At 67.1% G+C, this 16,082-nt stretch carries 18 protein-coding genes; 11 read left to right on the top strand and 7 right to left on the bottom strand.

Annotated elements, in window-relative coordinates; genetic code table 11:
* Window positions 1-75 precede the first annotated feature (75 nt).
* A complete protein-coding gene (locus tag ACFQDH_RS03980) occupies window positions 76-1,341 on the bottom strand; it encodes a fatty acid desaturase family protein (protein ID WP_382398685.1) in 1,266 nt (421 codons plus the stop codon).
* Between the two features lie 18 nt (window positions 1,342-1,359).
* Entirely contained in the window at window positions 1,360-2,415 is a 1,056-nt protein-coding gene (locus tag ACFQDH_RS03975) for a ferredoxin reductase (protein ID WP_382398683.1), read from the bottom strand.
* A 94-nt stretch (window positions 2,416-2,509) separates the two neighbouring features.
* On the opposite strand from ACFQDH_RS03975, the gene ACFQDH_RS03970 reads away from it, so the two are divergent.
* The 4 genes from ACFQDH_RS03970 (at window position 2,510) to ACFQDH_RS03955 (ending at window position 5,828) form a co-directional block, all read left to right on the top strand.
* The gene (locus ACFQDH_RS03970) at window positions 2,510-3,727 is read left to right on the top strand and encodes a PucR family transcriptional regulator (RefSeq protein ID WP_382398681.1); all 1,218 of its coding nucleotides are present in this window, start codon (window positions 2,510-2,512) and stop codon (window positions 3,725-3,727) included.
* A gap of 5 nt (window positions 3,728-3,732) precedes the next feature.
* Complete coding sequence (locus tag ACFQDH_RS03965) at window positions 3,733-4,155, top strand: VOC family protein (protein WP_382398679.1); 423 nt, start codon at window positions 3,733-3,735, stop codon at window positions 4,153-4,155.
* 74 nt (window positions 4,156-4,229) lie between these two features.
* On the top strand, window positions 4,230-5,165 hold the full coding sequence (locus ACFQDH_RS03960; protein ID WP_382398677.1) for an alpha/beta fold hydrolase: 936 nt from the start codon (window positions 4,230-4,232) through the stop codon (window positions 5,163-5,165).
* Between the two features lie 51 nt (window positions 5,166-5,216).
* The gene (locus ACFQDH_RS03955) at window positions 5,217-5,828 is read left to right on the top strand and encodes a hypothetical protein (protein WP_382398675.1); all 612 of its coding nucleotides are present in this window, start codon (window positions 5,217-5,219) and stop codon (window positions 5,826-5,828) included.
* Here ACFQDH_RS03955 and ACFQDH_RS03950 read toward each other — a convergent pair.
* Window positions 5,815-6,645 (bottom strand): hypothetical protein, encoded by an 831-nt coding sequence (locus ACFQDH_RS03950; RefSeq protein WP_382398673.1) that lies wholly within the window; start codon window positions 6,643-6,645, stop codon window positions 5,815-5,817. The genes ACFQDH_RS03955 and ACFQDH_RS03950 overlap by 14 nt on opposite strands.
* A 105-nt stretch (window positions 6,646-6,750) precedes the next feature.
* Between ACFQDH_RS03950 and ACFQDH_RS03945 the strand changes: the two genes are divergently transcribed.
* Window positions 6,751-8,418 carry an FAD-binding dehydrogenase gene (locus tag ACFQDH_RS03945; RefSeq protein WP_382398671.1) on the top strand — a complete coding sequence of 556 codons (1,668 nt, stop codon included), beginning with the start codon at window positions 6,751-6,753 and terminating at the stop codon, window positions 8,416-8,418.
* A complete protein-coding gene (locus ACFQDH_RS03940) occupies window positions 8,418-9,035 on the top strand; it encodes an NUDIX hydrolase (RefSeq protein WP_382398669.1) in 618 nt (205 codons plus the stop codon). Before ACFQDH_RS03945 ends, ACFQDH_RS03940 begins: the two co-directional genes overlap by 1 nt.
* 202 nt (window positions 9,036-9,237) lie before the next feature.
* Here the strand turns inward: ACFQDH_RS03940 and ACFQDH_RS03935 are convergent, their stop codons facing one another.
* Together ACFQDH_RS03935 and ACFQDH_RS03930 are read right to left on the bottom strand one after the other, a co-directional pair.
* Complete coding sequence (locus ACFQDH_RS03935; protein ID WP_382398667.1) at window positions 9,238-9,402, bottom strand: hypothetical protein; 165 nt, start codon at window positions 9,400-9,402, stop codon at window positions 9,238-9,240.
* On the bottom strand, window positions 9,399-9,911 hold the full coding sequence (locus tag ACFQDH_RS03930) for a GOLPH3/VPS74 family protein (protein ID WP_382398665.1): 513 nt from the start codon (window positions 9,909-9,911) through the stop codon (window positions 9,399-9,401). The genes ACFQDH_RS03935 and ACFQDH_RS03930 overlap by 4 nt, the downstream gene beginning before the upstream one ends.
* 327 nt (window positions 9,912-10,238) lie before the next feature.
* Between ACFQDH_RS03930 and mraY the strand changes: the two genes are divergently transcribed.
* Window positions 10,239-11,336, top strand: coding sequence for a phospho-N-acetylmuramoyl-pentapeptide-transferase (gene mraY, locus ACFQDH_RS03925; protein WP_382398663.1), 1,098 nt, complete (start codon window positions 10,239-10,241; stop codon window positions 11,334-11,336).
* A gap of 21 nt (window positions 11,337-11,357) precedes the next feature.
* On the opposite strand, the gene ACFQDH_RS03920 is transcribed toward mraY, so the two are convergent.
* Window positions 11,358-11,717, bottom strand: a complete 360-nt coding sequence (locus ACFQDH_RS03920; protein ID WP_382398661.1) for an ArsR/SmtB family transcription factor — start codon at window positions 11,715-11,717, stop codon at window positions 11,358-11,360.
* 49 nt (window positions 11,718-11,766) lie between these two features.
* Between ACFQDH_RS03920 and arsM the strand changes: the two genes are divergently transcribed.
* From arsM to ACFQDH_RS03900, 4 genes are read left to right on the top strand one after another with little or no spacing between them, the layout of a single operon-like run.
* Window positions 11,767-12,612, top strand: coding sequence for an arsenite methyltransferase (gene arsM / locus ACFQDH_RS03915; RefSeq protein WP_382398659.1), 846 nt, complete (start codon window positions 11,767-11,769; stop codon window positions 12,610-12,612).
* A 58-nt stretch (window positions 12,613-12,670) separates the two neighbouring features.
* Window positions 12,671-13,741, top strand: coding sequence for an ACR3 family arsenite efflux transporter (gene arsB, locus ACFQDH_RS03910; protein ID WP_382404803.1), 1,071 nt, complete (start codon window positions 12,671-12,673; stop codon window positions 13,739-13,741).
* The gene (locus ACFQDH_RS03905) at window positions 13,738-14,145 is read left to right on the top strand and encodes an arsenate reductase ArsC (RefSeq protein WP_382398657.1); all 408 of its coding nucleotides are present in this window, start codon (window positions 13,738-13,740) and stop codon (window positions 14,143-14,145) included. The genes arsB and ACFQDH_RS03905 overlap by 4 nt, the downstream gene beginning before the upstream one ends.
* A gap of 53 nt (window positions 14,146-14,198) precedes the next feature.
* Window positions 14,199-14,954: a class I SAM-dependent methyltransferase gene (locus ACFQDH_RS03900; protein WP_382398655.1), complete on the top strand. Its 756-nt coding sequence runs from the start codon at window positions 14,199-14,201 to the stop codon at window positions 14,952-14,954.
* A 3-nt stretch (window positions 14,955-14,957) separates the two neighbouring features.
* Here the strand turns inward: ACFQDH_RS03900 and ACFQDH_RS03895 are convergent, their stop codons facing one another.
* On the bottom strand, window positions 14,958-16,055 hold the full coding sequence (locus ACFQDH_RS03895) for a hypothetical protein (protein ID WP_382398653.1): 1,098 nt from the start codon (window positions 16,053-16,055) through the stop codon (window positions 14,958-14,960).
* Window positions 16,056-16,082 lie beyond the last annotated feature (27 nt).

Raw genomic sequence — 16,082 nt, 5'->3', positions numbered from 1 at the left:
CAACTCAACCGCCGGCCGGTATGGCCCTCCTGTGTGAGCTCTATGCCGATCCGATGGGCATCGGCGAGCGCCTGATCAGGCCGTGCGCGGCGGCGCCTTCGGCAGAGCGAGACGCGCGAGGCGACGCTTCTCCTTGTTGGGGGAGTAGACGGCCTTGATGGTCTCCCAACGGTTTTCGTCCGGCAGCGCCAGCTGGCAGATCTTCTTCCAGGTCTGGAAGAGCTGCTTGGGCAGCGGGCCCGTGGTGTAGGGCAGGCCGTACTTGCGGCATACAGCCCGCATCTTGGGCGCAACCTCGATGTAGCGGTTGGACGGCAGGTCAGGGAAGCAGTGGTGCTCGATCTGGTGCGACAGGTTGCCGGTCAGGGTGTGGAAGAGCCTGGAGCCGGAAAGGTTCGCCGAGCCGAGCATCTGGCGGATGTACCAGTCGCCGCGGGTCTCACCGTCGATCATGTCCTCGGTGAAGACGTCGACGCCGTCGGGGAAGTGCCCGCAGAAGATCACCGCGTGCGCCCACACGTTGCGGATGCCGTTGGCGACGACAGTGCCGGCCAGACCACGCTTGAAGGAGTTGCCGGCCAGCAGGCCGGCCGCCGGGGTCGCGATGTAGTCCTTGGCGACCATGCGGATCGCCTTCTTCTTCAGCGCCGCCAAGTCGGTGTTGAACTCTTCCTTGGTCTTCAGCCCTGCCTTGACCATGTCCCACTCGAGGTCGTATGACGCGATGCCCCACTCGAACAGCGGCGACAGCGCGGCGTTGACGATCGGGTTGAAGAGGTCGCGCGGCTGCCACGGCTGGTCGTCGCTGACCCGCAGGATGTTGTAGCCGACGTCGCGGTCCTTGCCCAGCACGTTGGTCCAGGTGTGGTGGATGTCGTTGTGGGTGTGCTGCCAGCCGCGGGCCGGCGCCACGAAGTCCCACTCCCAGGTGGTGGAGTGGATGTCGGGGTCGCGCATCCAGTCCCACTGACCGTGCAGCACGTTGTGCCCGATCTCCATGTTCTCCAGGACCTTGCAAAGCGCGATCGCACCCGTGCCGAGCGTCCAGCCGAGCTTGCTCTTGCTGAAGGCGAGGGTGATGCGGCCGCCGGCGTCCAGCCCGCGGGCGACGCGGATCACCCGGCGGATGTATGCCGCGTCCGACGCACCGCGCTCGGCGATGACCTCGTCACGGATCGCGTCCAGCTCGACGCCGAGCTGGTGCACCTGTTCGTCGGACAGATGTTCCGCTGCTTTGGGCCTGGCCAACGGTGCACCGGTCGTCGGTAGGACGCCGGTGCGCTTCTTGGGCGCCGTGGTGGTCGCGGTGGTTTCGGTCGTCAGTTCAGATGTCAGAGTCACGATCTTGGGGATCCTTGATCAGATATCGAGGTGGCATGTCCCGGCGGCAGCCGAGATGCAGGTTTGGATGAGGTCGCCTTCGGTGTCGTTGATCTCACCGGTGCGCAGGTCGCGCACCTGGCCGGACAGGAGCGGGGTCAGGCAGGTGCGACAGATGCCCATTCGGCAACCACTCGGCATCAACACACCAGCTTCCTCGCCGACTTCGAGCAACGGAGTGCTCGCGTCGGCTTCGACCTCTCGGTCGGACTTCTCGAAGATCACCGTGCCACCGTTGCCTGAGACTTCGGTGAGCTTCGCGGTCTCGAAGCGCTCAACGGTCAAGCTGCCCGGAAGGTTCGCGCCCTGCCAGAGGCGCTCGGCGTCGTCGAGCATGGCGGTCGGTCCGCAGACGTAGGTCTTGCGGCTGCGCCAGTCGGCGCACAGCGCGTCCAGGTCGGCGATCGAGCCGAAGTCGATCCGGCCGTCGTCCGCGGTGTAGCGGTGCACGACGTGGAACCCGTCATGCTGTTCGGTCAGCTCCGCGAGTTCCTCACTGAACAAAGCGGATTCGCGGTCGCGTGCAGAGTGGATCAGCACAACGTCAGCGTCCGAGCGCTTCGGCAGCAGGGTGCGGACCATCGACATCACCGGGGTGATGCCGCTGCCACCGGTAAGCATCAGCAGTGGTCTCGGGCCGGTCGGCAGCAGGAACTCGCCCTGCGGAGGCGCCAGGAAGAAGATGTCTCCGACGCGCGTCTCGTGCGCCAAGTGCGAAGAGACTTTGCCGCACGCGGTCACGGTGATCTCCGGGTCGCCGCCCGCAGGAGCCGACAGCGAGTAGGAGCGCCACTGGCGGACGCCGTCGATCTCCACGCCGATCCGGGCCCACTGGCCGGCGTCGTGCGGGGACCAACCGTCGCCGGGCCGAAAGGCGATCGTCGTCGATTGTGCGGTCTCGGGCCGGACCGTCGTCACGACACCACGCAGCTGGCGGGACGAGGACAACGGGTTGATCAGCGCGAGAAAGTCATGCGGCGGCGCGGGATGCGTGAACACCGAGGCAGCGCGCAGCGCGACCGACTTCAAACCCATGCACCCACTGTAATTGGCTTGTCGCGCTGATTCATCCACCCACCGCCTACAATGAGGAGCATCATTTTAGCGTCTGGGTATAAAAGGAGCCGGTATGGCGAGCGCTGTGCGACCCGGCAAGGCGACCATGATCGGCGCCGAACTGCCGTGGGCGGAGCTGCCGCGGGGCATCAGCGCGCTGCTCGAGGACTCGCTGCCCCAGCTGGTCGAGGAGATCGTCTCGCGCATTCCGCAGGAGATACCCGAATACTCCCGCCCCCTGGAAGGTGAGTTCGGGACGGCAGTTCGCCGTGGTGTGGAGATCGCGCTCGGCAGGTTGTTCATCGACCTGCCCGGCCGCGACGAGCCTGCCCTGATGCCCGACACCCGCTCGGTCTACCGGCAGATCGGCGTGGGTGAGGCCCGGACCGGTCGATCCCTGGAAGCGCTCCTTTCGGCATACCGGCTGGGTGCTCGTGTGACGTTCCGTGCGGTGTCGGGGATCGCCGACCGGGTCGGGCTCGAGCCCCGACTGATGCTGCCGCTGGGCGAGTCGATCTTCGTCTACATCGACGAGATCTCGGCCGCCAGCATCGAGGGGTTCACCGAGGAGCAGTCGCGCCAGGTCGGTGAGCGTGACCGGCGCCGCGAGTCGCTGCTGCGCCGAATGTTGGCCGGCAACCTGCCGGAGGTGGAGGGCCGGCGCCTGGCCGGCCGGGCCGGCTGGACCATCCCTGCGCGGCTGGTGGCAGTCGTGGTGCCGACCGAGCACGGCGAGGGTTTGCGTGCCGCCGTTGGTGACGACGCGCTGATCAGCGGACGTACCGGTGAGGTCGTCATACTCGTGCGGGCTCCGGAGTCCGACACCGAGCGCGGCAGGCTGGCCGCGACGCTGGGTGGTCGACCCGCCTGGATCGGCCCGGTGCGCACGTGGGACCGGGCGGAGGAGTCCTACCGGATGGCAGCCGTGGCTGCCGCGACGCCGGCCCTGGCGTATGACGACGCGGGCGTCCGCTGGGTCGAGGACCACCTGACCGCCATCGCGTTGCACGCCGATCCGCTGGTGATGAAGGACCTGGCGACGCGATGCCTGGAGCCGATGGCCCGGCTGCGCCCGGAGCAGCGTGACCGGCTGGCCGAGACGCTGCTTGTCTGGCTCAAGCACCGCGGCGAACGCGGCCGGATCGCGAAGGAACTGCACGTGCACCCGCAGACCGTCGGCTACCGCCTCGGACAGCTGCGGGACGTCTTCGCCGACGACCTGGACGACCCGGAGCGGCGGTTCGAGCTGGAGTTGGTGCTGCGGGCGGGTCACCGCCCCGAAGCTCAATAAGTTGTATGACGAGAGGAGTCGCGATGTCGCTGAGGTGGGACAGCGTGGTGGTGGACTGCCACGATCCGGGGACTTTGGCGCGCTGGTGGGCCGACGTCCTCGGCTGGCAACTCGTCGAGGAGTCTGACGACGAAGTGCTGATCGCACCCGCGCACGTGGCCGGGGCGGGTCCGTTGTCCACGAAGCAGTGGCAGGAGCTCGGGCCGGTGCTGTTGTTCGGGACGGCGGCGGAGGGCAAACAGGTCAAGAACCGGCTGCACCTCGACCTCGCACCGCATGTGTCCGACGACCGGGAGGCCGAGATCGCTCGGCTGGTGAGCAAGGGCGCGACCCACATCGACATCGGGCAGGGAGCTGACCTGCCGTGGACCGTCCTGGCAGATCCCGAGGGCAACGAGTTCTGCGTCCTGAGCGCGCGCGATCGCTGACCGGCCTCGGGCTGTGACGCCACTGTGATCTGACGTGCGCACCGCGCGAACCTCTCGTCTCGTAAATTGTCCTGGTGATCACTGCCAAACGTCGTGAGCGATATGTCGACCTCGACGGCGTTCGCGTCCATTACGTGACCGAGGACGGTCCGAAGGACGGCCCGCGTTTCGTTCTGGTGCACGGCCTGGGCGGGTCCTGGGCCAACTGGGCCGACGTGATGCCGCTGCTGGCCGAGCGTGGCCGTGTCGTCGCACTCGACCTCGGCGGGCACGGTCTCACTCAGACGACGCCTGAACAGTCGACCGTCACGGCGAACCTGAAGCTGCTGCAGCGCTTCGTGCAGAGCACCTGCGACGGGCGGCCGGCCATCGTCATCGGCAACTCGATGGGCGGGCTGCTGACCGGGCAGCTTGCCGCGCTGGACAAGCGAGCAGTCGCCGGGGCGGTGTTGATCGATCCCGCCATACCCCCGACGCCTGCGAGTCGACCGGAGCCGATGGTGCTCGTGGGCTTCGGTGTCAGCTCGATTCCCGTGGTCGGGCCGCGTGCGCTCGCGGGTCAAGGAAAGCGGGTGCCGGTGGAGAAGCAGGTGGCCTTCACCATGCGGCTGGTCACGAGCGACTTCGATCGGATCAGCCCGGCGCTCTACAAACTGCACCTGGACGACGCCATACAGCGTCCGGAGCGTGTGGGAAACACCGATGCGCAATACCTCGCGGCGACGAAATCGCTTCTCTGGCAACTGTTTCGACGCGGTCGCTACGCCCAGGCCATGCACCGGATCCTGCAGCCGGTTCTGCTCATGCACGGTGCGCGCGACCGCCTGGTGCACGTGCGGACCGCGCGTGCGCTGGCGGCTGCCAACCCGCACTGGAGCTATGTCGAGGGCGCCGAGCAAGGACACACTCCGATGCTCGACTACCCCGAGTGGGTGGCCGATCAGGTGCTCAGTTGGGTCGACGCCCACCCCGCGATGGGGACTCGGGGAGTGCTGTCCGAAGGTGCGTGATCGTCGTCACGCGATTTGGAGACTCGCCGAATCGCCGGGCATTCTGGAGCGATGAGCACTACCCACCTCCACGCCCGCCGTCTGAGTGTCGTCGCGGTCGCAGCATGCGGTCTCGTCGGGCTGAGCGCCTGCTCCGGCGGCAGCTCCTCGACGTCCTCGTCGTCCCCCAGCCTCACCGCGTCGAGCACCTTGCCGTCGATGTCATCGACCACCAGCAGCTCGCCGTCGGCGAGCCGCTCGGTTCTGAGCAGCAGCTCCGCCAGTGCGTCCTCGACCTCCGGCAAGTCGGCGTCGTCGTCGAGCAGCGCGAAGCCGAGCAAGAGCACCAAGCCTGCTGCCAAGGCGGACCCGGTCGCCGCTTGCAAGACCGCCAACACCAAGAGCAACCAGGCGATCAGCCAGTGGAACAGCGCGGTGACCTCGCAGTCCAAGAGCAAGTTGGACTCCGCGGCGCACAACTTCCAGACCGTCGCGGGCAGCCTGCGCAAGTTGCCCGCTCAGGCCGGCAACAAGAGCTTCACCGTGCGGGTGACCGCTGTCGCGAGCGATCTGGACGCGATGGCCAAGGACCGGTTCGCCGGTAAGAGCGTCGACCCGTCGAAGTACAACACCGACTCCGAGACGTTGCGGACCTACTGCCAGAAGGTCCTCACGACTCAGTAGTTCCGGCTGCGAGTTCCTGCGCCGCCGCGAGTGCCTGCTCGGCTGCCGACCGTGCGGCAGTCGCCTGCTCCGCTCGCGTGCGAGTGGCTTTCGCCGTGCGGCGCGCCGCGGTGAGGGCGCGTTCGGCGAGTTCGGCTGATTGCTGCGCCGATTCCTCCGCTTTCTGGGCGGCGGTCAAGGCGTCCGCCGCCGCCGCGAGTTGCTGCTCTGCGTCGGCCTGCTGCTGTGCCTGTCGGCGTGCGGTCTCGTCCTCGGTTTCCTCCGCCCGGGGCTCGTCCTCGGGTGTGTCGTCGGGTGCCTCGAGGGGTTGCCGCAGCGGTATGGCGACAGCGTCCTGCAGGTCGACATCGCCGAAGCCGCTGTACCGCAAACCGCTCACCAGTCGGCCACTGCCGACCGCGCGGCCGGCTGCCGCATCGGCCACAGCAGCCACCAGCGTGTCGGACAGTTGCTCCTGGACGGTGGCCGACAACGGCTCGTCCGATGCATCCGCGATCTCGGAAGTCAGCTGCGAGACCAGCGAATTACGCTGTGCGCTCAGTGATTTCATTGATGCGACGTCCAGCTTGCTCTGTGCAGCCCGTAGCTGCTCGCCGAGCTCGAGCAGCTCGTCGAGTCGCGCGCCGTCCCGACGATGCAACTGGTTGAGCAGAGCTGCGGCGACGGTTGGGCGCCGCAATGCCTTGAGCTGATCGGCCACTTCCTTGTCGCCGGCGGCCCTGGCACGCTTCACCGCAGCGTCGCGCTGCGCGATGAACTGGCCGGGTGGCCCGGCATACAACTGCTCGACCGTGCTCTCGAATTCGTCGGCGGGCATGCGCTCAGTCAACAGCACCGGCGGGCACGCTTGCTGAGTCGCGAGCGACCGTCGCGAGTACCGACGGGTAGGTTTGGTGCTTCGCGACTTCGAAAGGTGCACCCCATGGACGCGGACGTCATCATCGTCGGAGCCGGACTCGCCGGCCTGGTCGCCGCGGGCGAGCTCGTCACCGCCGGCAAGAAGGTCGTGATCGTCGACCAGGAGAGCTCCGCGAACCTCGGCGGGCAGGCCTGGTGGTCCTTCGGCGGGCTCTTCTTCGTCGACTCGCCCGAGCAGCGCCGGATGGGCATCAAGGATTCGGTCGACCTCGCCTGGCAGGACTGGCAGGGCAGCGCCGGATTCGACCGGCTGGACGACGAGGACAGTTGGGCCAGCAAGTGGGCCAGGGCGTATGTCGAGTTCGCCGCCGGGGAGAAGCGCTCCTGGCTGAAGGAACGCGGCATGGGCTGGCTGGGGATCGTCGGCTGGGCCGAGCGAGGCGATGGTCGCGCGGGCGGTCACGGCAACTCGGTCCCGCGCTTCCACATCACGTGGGGCACCGGCACGGGCGTGGTGAAGCCGTTCGCGGACAAGGCTCTCGCCGCGGTCGAGACCGGGCACGTGCGCTTCCTGCACCGCCACCGGGTGGACGAGCTGGTTCGGGATGGCGCGGCCGTCACCGGTGTGCGTGGCCGAATCCTGGCCGAGGACAACGCTTCTCGTGGAGAGGCGTCGTCGCGGGACGAGGTTGGCGACTTCGAGCTCACTGCGCAGGCGGTGGTCGTGAGCAGCGGTGGCATCGGCGGCAATCACGAGCTGGTCCGCAAGTGGTGGCCCCAGCGGTTGGGCACCCCGCCGCGGGAGATGATCACCGGGGTTCCGGCATACGTCGACGGCCGGATGATCGACATCACCGAGCAGGCCGGTGCGCGCACCGTGAACCGCGACCGCATGTGGCATTACGTTGAAGGAATTAGGAATTGGGCGCCGGTGTGGCCGCAGCACGCGATCCGGGTCCTGCCGGGACCATCGCCGATGTGGTTCGACGCGCTCGGCCGTCGGTTGCCGCATCCGTACCTGCCGGGCTTCGACACGTTGGGGACGTTGCGCTATCTGCGGACGATGCCGGAACTTGCGCCATACGACCACTCGTGGTTCGTGGTGACGCAGAAGATCATCGAGAAGGAGTTCGCGCTGTCGGGGTCGGAGCAGAACCCCGACATCACGAACAAGGACCTGAAGCTGCTCGCGTCGCGGGTCCGCAAGGGCGCGCCCGGGCCGGTCGAGGCGTTCAAGCAGAAGGGCGCGGATTTCGTTGTCGCGGATGACATTTCGACCCTCGTGGATCGGATGAACGCGCTAACGCCGGAGCCATTGCTGGACGCGCGGATGCTTGAGCGGCAGATCGTGGAGCGGGACCGTGAGGTTGCCAATCCGTTCAGCAAGGACGCACAGCTGACCGCCATACAGGGTGCTCGGCGGTATCGGGGCGACCGGTTGATCCGGGTCGCGAAGCCGCACCGCATCCTCGACCCGGCGGCTGGCCCGCTGATCGGCGTGAAGCTGCACGTGCTGACCCGAAAGTCGTTGGGAGGCTTGCAGACTGACCTGCAGTCTCGCGTGCTGGATCCGACGGGTGAGCCGATCGAGGGCCTGTTCGCCGCGGGTGAAGCGGCTGGTTTCGGTGGTGGTGGTGTCCACGGCTACAACTCGCTGGAGGGCACCTTCCTCGGCGGCTGCATCTTCTCCGGCCGCGCCGCCGGACGTGCTGCGGCCGCGCAGGTGGGCTGATGAAAGCCCCACGAAGTTCTCCGCTCGAACCTGCACCCCACGAAGGTTCTCCCCCGCTGCGCTCCTCCGAATCCTCCGCGGGGACCCCGCAGCGCGCCGATACTTCGCGGGGGCCCCGGGGAGCCGACCACCCGGGCGCGCTGCGGCGTCTCGGGCTGGCGCTCTTCCGGCTGACGCCGTCGAAGGTCGTGTGGCCGTTCATCCGGATCGCGTCGCCGACCTTCACCGTGGGCGCGGTCGCGCTCATCGAGTATGACGGGAAGCTGCTCGCGCTGCGGCAGACCCATCGCGCCGGCGTGAGCCTGCCCGGTGGGCTCGTGGAGAAGGGTGAGCACCCTGCGCAGAGCGTGGCGCGAGAAGTCATGGAGGAGACCGGGATTCGCATCGACCCCGGCGACGTCATCGCCACGACATACGAGACCAAGCTGCGGCACATCGACGTACTCTTCCGGGTTGTTTGTCACGAGGAACCCGAGGTGCGCGTCGCGAGCGAGGCGACCGGCCACGAGTGGCTGCCGCTGGACGACTGGACCGACATCGACAAGGCGACCGCGCGTGTGCTGCAGGCCGTCCGCGCCGTGCACCACGAGCCGCGCTTCGGCTCGGTCCTCGACTGACCCACACCCAATCCGCGGGACTGACCCGTGCTTTGCCGTTGTTCGGCGACGGAGCGCGGGTTGGCACCAGAACCAGGCTCTACGGAGCCGCCCTCACTACTGCGGCATACAGATCGACGCGGCCGGCGTGACTGCGATCGGCCGCGGGACTGTACGACGAACCCGTGTCGACGGTTTCTGTTCGACGCTTCGGTGAATGGCTTCAGCTGCTGGCGACGGTGCTGGCCGCGGTCGCGGCGCTGACGGCCGCCATCGTCGCCGCCATGGCAGCGGCCTGCGCGTCATGAACGGCACGGCCGACCGCGCCGGATGCCCAGTCGCCGTCGGTGATCTGCTTCGCCCGCTCGACGAGGTCCTTCTTGCTCATGCCGAACTGTTCGGGGAGAAGACACTCGGGACAGCCCCGACCGCTTGAGTCAATCCGAGCAGTGTGCCGGTGCGCAGATCCGGCGCCGACTTCTCGGAGAGAACCGCGGCGACGTCGTTCCAGATCCGATCCCGTTCGGCCGGCTTGCGCACCGGGAATCGGTTCGGTCGCAGGAAGCGCCCACGCTGACACTCCACGATGCCGGTTGCGGCGAGGCGGTCATACAGTTCGTCACCGAGGCCCTTGGCAACCTTCCCGAGGACGTCCTTCGGCTTCTTGCCGAGTTTCTGCTGGAAGGTCACGAGTGCCCGGTCGAGAATTGGGTCGCCGAGCGGTGCCGGAGTCGGCGGCGGCGCAAGCCGCCCGCGGTCGTCGACGGCTGCGCGCCCGCTCGCGGCGAGTTCGGCGAGCAGGCCGCCCGCGAGCGCGATCGGCACCGCCGGGCTACCCGCAAGCCACTTTCCCTCGTCGGTGGTGACCAGCAGCAGAAATTCCTCCGAGATCAGCATGTGTCGAGCCTACGTGCGAAGCCGGCACCGAGCAGCTTGGTTGTGGCGTGTGCCGGAGCATCACGTCGGGCGCAGAACCCCGCGAGAGGTCAACGGATGTCGTGAGCCACGAATCTCACAACTTCTGTTGACCTCTCGGTGCTGGGAGGCCGTGGATCCGGATCGACATGCAACCCGGGGCGCCGCCAGGCGTCATACATCTTGAGTCCAGTTGTGCTCCGTGCTGCCTCGTGCACCGGATCAGAGTCGAACAAGGTGGAGTTTCTGCACGATGCGTAGGCGCACGGCCCTTTCGATGACGACCGACCTTCCGCGAGAAGGACTCCGGTGAAACTCGTCCTCATCGGCGCGCTCGTCGCCCTCCTCATCGGACTGATCGGCACCCGCTACTTCATCGGGCTCGCCAAGCGTCAGGGCTGGGGCCAGTTCATCCGCGACGACGGTCCGACGAGTCACCACACCAAGCGCGGCACGCCCCAGATGGGCGGCATCGTGATCATCGGTGGCACGGTCGCCGGTTACGGGCTGGCGCACCTGCTCACCTGGGATGCCCCCAGCGTTTCCGGGCTGCTCGTGCTCTTCCTGATGGTCGGCATCGGGTTCGTCGGCTTCCTGGACGACTGGACCAAGATCACCCATGAGCGGTCGCTCGGCCTGACATCGGTGCAGAAACTCATCGGCCAGACCGTCGTCTCGGTCGTCTTCGCAATCTTGGCCAGCCGGTTCTCCCGCGGTGGCATCACTCCCGCGAGCTACCGAATCTCGTTCGTGCGTGACACCTGGTTCAACTTCGCCTTCGCCGGCACTGTCATCGGGCTCATCCTCTTCGTGCTCTGGGCCAACGTGATGATCGCGGGCGCGAGCAACGGGGTGAACCTCACCGACGGCCTGGACGGTCAGGCGACCGGTGCGTGCGTGATGGTTTTCGGTGCCTATGTGCTGATCAGCGTGTGGCAGTTCAACCAGAACTGTCAGTCGGTCATGTCCTCGCAGTGCTACAACGTGCGCGATCCACTCGACCTGGCCGTGGTCGCCGCCTGCGTGATGGGCGCCTGCTTCGGGTTCCTGTGGTGGAACGCGTCGCCGGCCAAGATCTTCATGGGTGACACCGGATCGCTCGGACTCGGCGCGGCGCTGGCCGGGCTGGCGATCATGACGCGCACCGAACTGCTGATGATCATTCTCGGCGGTCTCTTCGTGCTGGAGACCGTGTCGGTGATGCTGCAGGTCGGCTACTTCAAGGCGACCAAGAGGAACAACGGCGGCGTCGGCAAGCGGTTGTTCCGGATGTCACCGATTCACAACCACTTCGTGCTGCTCGGCTGGGCGGAAGTCACCATCACGATCCGCTTCTGGATCATCTGCGGCATCTGTGTCGCGGCGGGCCTCGGCGTGTTCTACGGCGAGTGGGTGGTCGGTGTATGACGGCAGGCTCTCCGTCCGGCGCTACACCTCGAGGCTGATGGCCTTTCGGAGTGCGTCGAACGTGTCGCCCACCAATCGGAAGTAGGCCCACTTGCCGCGCTGCTCCCGCGTCACGAGACCGGCTTCGGCAAGCAGCCTCATGTGATGGGACACGGTCGGCTGACTCAGGCCCACCGGCTCGGTCAGGTCGCAGATGCACGCCTCGGCACCCTCGGCTGCGGCGATCAGCGAGATCAGTCGAACGCGGGTCGGGTCGCCGAGCGCCTTGAACACTCGCGCCAACTGCTGTGCCGCGTCCTCGTCGAGCACACCCCCGGTCAACGGGGAGCAACATGCGGCGATCCCCACGGGCGTGATCGGCAGCTCGGTACGGGTGGGCATGGCGACGATGCTAATCGATATATTGACGAACGTCGATAGGTCAGGCACGATGCTCCCATCGACATACATCAATTGGAGGTTGGCCGTGTCTGACGCGAACAATGAGGTCCGTGAGCAGGTTCGCAGTCGGTATGCCGCCGCAGCCACGGCGGTGACCCGGGGCAACCGTGATGCCCTGGCAGTCGTGGATGCCGACCAATCCTGTTGCGGCCCAGCGGAAAACGCTTCCTGCTGTGGCGGCACCGGCGAAGTGGACGACGCCTTCGGCGCCGGCCTGTACTCGTCCGAGGAGCAAGGTGAGCTGCCCGCCGAGGCGATTGCCGCGTCGTTGGGCTGCGGGAACCCGATGGTGGTCGCGGAGCTGCACGAGGGCGAGAAGGTCCTCGACCTCGGCTCGGGCGGAGGCATCGACGTGTTGCTGTCGGCGCGCCGTGTCGGCCCCACGGGTCACGCGTACGGCGTCGACATGACCGACGAGATGCTGGAACTCGCGAACGCCAACAAGGCGAAGGCCGGCGCCACGAACGTCGAGTTCCTGAAGGGCACCATCGAGGACGTCCCACTGCCCGACGCCGCGGTCGACGTGGTCATCTCCAACTGCGTGATCAACCTGTCGACCGACAAGTCGGCGGTGCTGGCCGAGATGTTCCGGGTCCTGGCACCCGGCGGGCGCATCGGGGTCTCCGACGTCGTCGCCGAGGACCACCTCACACCGGCAGATCGTGCCGAGCGTGGTTCGTATGTCGGCTGCATCGCCGGAGCCCTTTCCCGCTCCGAGTACCTGGACGGCCTGGCGGCGGTTGGTTTCGTCGACGCCGAGGTCACCTTCACGCACGAGGCAGCCCCCGGAATGCACTCCGCACTGATCCGCGCGACCAAGCCGGGTCAGGTCTGAAAGCGTGGCCGACACCGATCTGCGTCATACCTCGACGCCCTCCGACGCCGAGCCGGTTATGGCGAAGCTGTCGACGCTGGACCGGTTCCTGCCGGCCTGGATCATTGCGGCCATGGCGCTCGGGCTGATCCTCGGTCGGGTGATCCCGTCGCTGTCCGGTCGCCTGGACGCGGTGCAGGTCGGCTCGGTCAGCCTGCCGATCGCGATCGGGTTGCTGCTGATGATGTATCCCGTTCTGGCGAAGGTCCGTTACGACCGGCTCGACCGGGTCACTGGTGACCGGCGACTGCTCGCAACCTCACTGGTGCTGAATTGGGTCATCGGACCGGCGCTGATGTTCGCGCTCGCTTGGGTGTTCCTGCCCGACCTGCCGGCATACCGGACCGGGCTGATCATCGTCGGTCTCGCCCGGTGCATCGCCATGGTGTTGATCTGGAACGACCTCGCCTGCGGTGACCGGCAGGCCGCCGCAGTGCTGGTCGCGATCAACGCGATCTTCCAGATCTTCGCCTTCGGCATCCTGGGTTGGTTCTACCTGCGTGTCCTGCCCGGCTGGCTCAGCCTGGATCAAGTGGACGCCGGCTTCTCGATCGGCACGATCGTCGTCTCCGTGCTGGTCTTCCTCGGCATACCTCTGGTCGCCGGTTATCTGACCCGCACGATCGGCGAACGCACCAAGGGCATCGCCTGGTACGAGCAGCGGTTCCTGCCGAAAATCGGGCCGGTCGCGCTCTACGGGCTGCTCTTCACGATCGTCATACTCTTCGCACTGCAGGGCCACACGATCACCACCCAGCCGTGGAACGTCGTGCGCATCGCCATACCGCTATTGGCCTATTTTGCAGTCATGTTCACCGTCAGCTTCGCGCTCGGGCACCGGCTGCGACTCGGCTATGCCAAGACCACCACGGTCGCGTTCACCGCTGCGGGCAACAACTTCGAACTCGCGATCGCAGTGTGCATCGGCGTCTTCGGGGCCACGTCCGGGCAGGCGCTCGCAGGCGTAGTCGGCCCGCTCATCGAGGTGCCCGTGCTGGTCGCTCTGGTGTATGTCGCGCTGGCTCTTCGGAATCGCTACTACCCCAACGAGATCCAGTCGACGGCAACCGTGGTCGAGGATGTCGCGTGACCGCCCGCAAGCCAGGCGTGCTTTTCGTCTGTGTCCACAATGCCGGCCGCTCGCAGATGGCCGCCGGCTGGCTACGTCACCTCGCCGCTGACCGGGTCGAGGTCTACTCCGCCGGCACCGAGCCGGCCGATCAGATCAATCCGGTCGCGGTCGATGCGATGGCCGAAGTCGGCATCGACATCACCGCGGCGCAGCCCCGGCTGCTCACTCCCGAGCTCGTCGAAGGGGTCGACGTCGTGGTCACCATGGGCTGCGGCGACACCTGCCCGTACTTCCCGGGGAAACGCTACGAGGACTGGCCCCTGACCGACCCGGCCGGGCAACCACTCCCCGTCGTCCGGCAGGTGCGTGACGACATCCGGAACCGGGTGCAACTCCTCGTTGCCGAGCTGATCGGCGACTGACAGCGGGGAAACCCGATTGCCGCGAGCTGTGTCGCACCGCAATAGTCGTGCGTATGGCGAACGACCGATCTCGCAGTTTTGGAGCCGTGGCTGCGGCATACGAGCGCTATCGACCGGAGTACCCGGATCGGATCGCCGAGCTCGTGCAGGCGTATGCCGAAACCCCCGTGCGGACCGCGTTGGAACTCGGCGCCGGCACCGGCAAGGCGACCAATGTCTTTGCCCGACACGGCATTTCGGTGACGGCCAGCGACCCGGACCTTGGAATGCTGGACGAGCTGAGCAGGCGGCTGCCCGAGGTCGCCACGGTGCACGCACCCCTCGAGAAGCTGCCTGTGCTCGGCCCCTTCGACCTGGTCTTCGCCGCGGCCTCGCTGCACTGGACAGAGCCAGCCGGTCGGTGGTCCCGGATCGCCGGACTGCTCGTTCCGGGCGGTGTTTTCGCGTGCTTCGGCGGTGCGCCATACCTTGCCGACCCCGAGCTGGAGGCAACCGTGCAAGCAGCCGAACAGCCCTGGGTGATCGATGACTCCCCGGCCGGGCCGACGGATGTATCCGAGGACGGAATGCATTGGCCGGCAACCGAACTCGTCGCCGACGCATGTTTCACCGATGTCCGTGAGACCGTGATCGAGCAGCGGCTCGAGCTGACCAGGGACGAATGGATCGGCTACCTGTCGACCGTCTCGGCATACCTCGTGCTGAGCGAAGAGGACCGAGCCGCGGCGCTCGCTGCGGCCCACGACGTGCTGCCAGCCGCGGTCCAGCTGGTCGCCGACCTGACCGTCCACCTCGCCCGGCGGGTGTGAGCTTCAGATCGCGTATGGATAGATGCCGAGCATGTACGCACCGAACCACGCACTGGTGACGGTCGCGACTGCGCCGACGGTGACCTGCGTGGTGCGTGAGCGTTGGGCGAGGGCAAGGGCGACCGGTGTCAGCAGCACGAACGCCGGCAACAGGAGGCGCACCCGGGAGTTCATCAAGCCGGTCGACAGCAGCACCGTCGAGGCGGCGAGAGTGCCGTAAACGCTGACCTGCCAAGGCAATCGGGTGACGAACGCCAGCACGATCAGCACGACTGTCGCCAGGATCACCCAGGCCGTGATGACGTCCCCGGCGGTCTGGTTCAACGACAGCGTGTCGACCAGGTAGCGCAGGGTTGCGGCACCTGCATCGAAACGGGTGTCCCAGCCGTTGCTCTGGATCCGGAACCACCCGGTGGGTGAGCCGACCCGGATACCGACGAAGACCATCCAGAACAGCCAGCCGAGCGGCGCAAGCGCGGCCCCCACCCACGGTCGCCACCCGTCACGCCGACTGAGGAATGCCGCGATCAGCAGCACGGCGATCAGCCCGACGGCCGTCGTGCGGGTCAGCCCGGCGCACATCGTCAGCAATCCCGCTGCGATCCAACGCTTTTCGAGGATCATCCACAGCGCCCAGCCGGCGAACGCGCAATAGATCGCCTCGGTGTAGGCCATCGTGAGCACGACGCTCATCGGGGTCGCCGCGAAGAGCACCGCCATGATCAGTCCGGCCTGGTCGGCCCGCTGCTCGTCGCCCGGCCACCGCCGCAGCGCACACCAGTGACCGATCCGGTATGCCGCAACGGTCGCCGCCGCTCCGGCAACCAGGCTGGTCAGGATCGCCGCGGCATACGTGCTCATCCCGGGGAGGGTGTCGACGGCGCGCACCACCATCGGGTAGCCCGGGAAGAAGGCGTATGCCGTGTCGGTGGTGAGGTGTCCGTGCGCGTCGGTGAGATTTGCCGGGAGGTGGTCGTAGCCGTGTCCGGCGAGCGCCAGCATCCACTGGCCGTCCCAGGCGGCGAGCATGTCGTGCAGCGACTTGCCGTTGCGGTGGCCGACATACAGCAACCACCATGCGCCGACGATGCGCACCACCACGAAGGCGGCGGCTCCGGTCAGCCAGGA

It is taken from the genome of Flexivirga alba, from assembly GCF_042661025.1.
GTDB classification, from domain to species: domain Bacteria; phylum Actinomycetota; class Actinomycetes; order Actinomycetales; family Dermatophilaceae; genus Flexivirga; species Flexivirga alba.
The sequence above is the reverse complement of the archived record's forward strand: the minus strand, read 5'-3'. Positions and strand labels throughout refer to the sequence as shown.

Excerpts from the sequence above, each read along its gene's own strand:
- ACFQDH_RS03935 (WP_382398667.1), bottom strand. The coding sequence starts at position 9,402 with ATGAGCAAGAAGGACCTCGTCGAGCGGGCGAAGCAGATCACCGACGGC.
- ACFQDH_RS03955 (WP_382398675.1), top strand. The coding sequence starts at position 5,217 with ATGAGCACTACCCACCTCCACGCCCGCCGTCTGAGTGTCGTCGCGGTC.
- ACFQDH_RS03975 (WP_382398683.1), bottom strand. The coding sequence starts at position 2,415 with ATGGGTTTGAAGTCGGTCGCGCTGCGCGCTGCCTCGGTGTTCACGCAT.
- ACFQDH_RS03945 (WP_382398671.1), top strand. The coding sequence starts at position 6,751 with ATGGACGCGGACGTCATCATCGTCGGAGCCGGACTCGCCGGCCTGGTC.
- arsB (WP_382404803.1), top strand. The coding sequence starts at position 12,671 with ATGGCGAAGCTGTCGACGCTGGACCGGTTCCTGCCGGCCTGGATCATT.
- ACFQDH_RS03970 (WP_382398681.1), top strand. The coding sequence starts at position 2,510 with ATGGCGAGCGCTGTGCGACCCGGCAAGGCGACCATGATCGGCGCCGAA.
- ACFQDH_RS03940 (WP_382398669.1), top strand. The coding sequence starts at position 8,418 with ATGAAAGCCCCACGAAGTTCTCCGCTCGAACCTGCACCCCACGAAGGT.
- ACFQDH_RS03965 (WP_382398679.1), top strand. The coding sequence starts at position 3,733 with ATGACGAGAGGAGTCGCGATGTCGCTGAGGTGGGACAGCGTGGTGGTG.
- ACFQDH_RS03920 (WP_382398661.1), bottom strand. The coding sequence starts at position 11,717 with ATGCCCACCCGTACCGAGCTGCCGATCACGCCCGTGGGGATCGCCGCA.
- arsM (WP_382398659.1), top strand. The coding sequence starts at position 11,767 with ATGCTCCCATCGACATACATCAATTGGAGGTTGGCCGTGTCTGACGCG.
- ACFQDH_RS03900 (WP_382398655.1), top strand. The coding sequence starts at position 14,199 with ATGGCGAACGACCGATCTCGCAGTTTTGGAGCCGTGGCTGCGGCATAC.
- ACFQDH_RS03950 (WP_382398673.1), bottom strand. The coding sequence starts at position 6,645 with ATGCCCGCCGACGAATTCGAGAGCACGGTCGAGCAGTTGTATGCCGGG.
- ACFQDH_RS03930 (WP_382398665.1), bottom strand. The coding sequence starts at position 9,911 with ATGCTGATCTCGGAGGAATTTCTGCTGCTGGTCACCACCGACGAGGGA.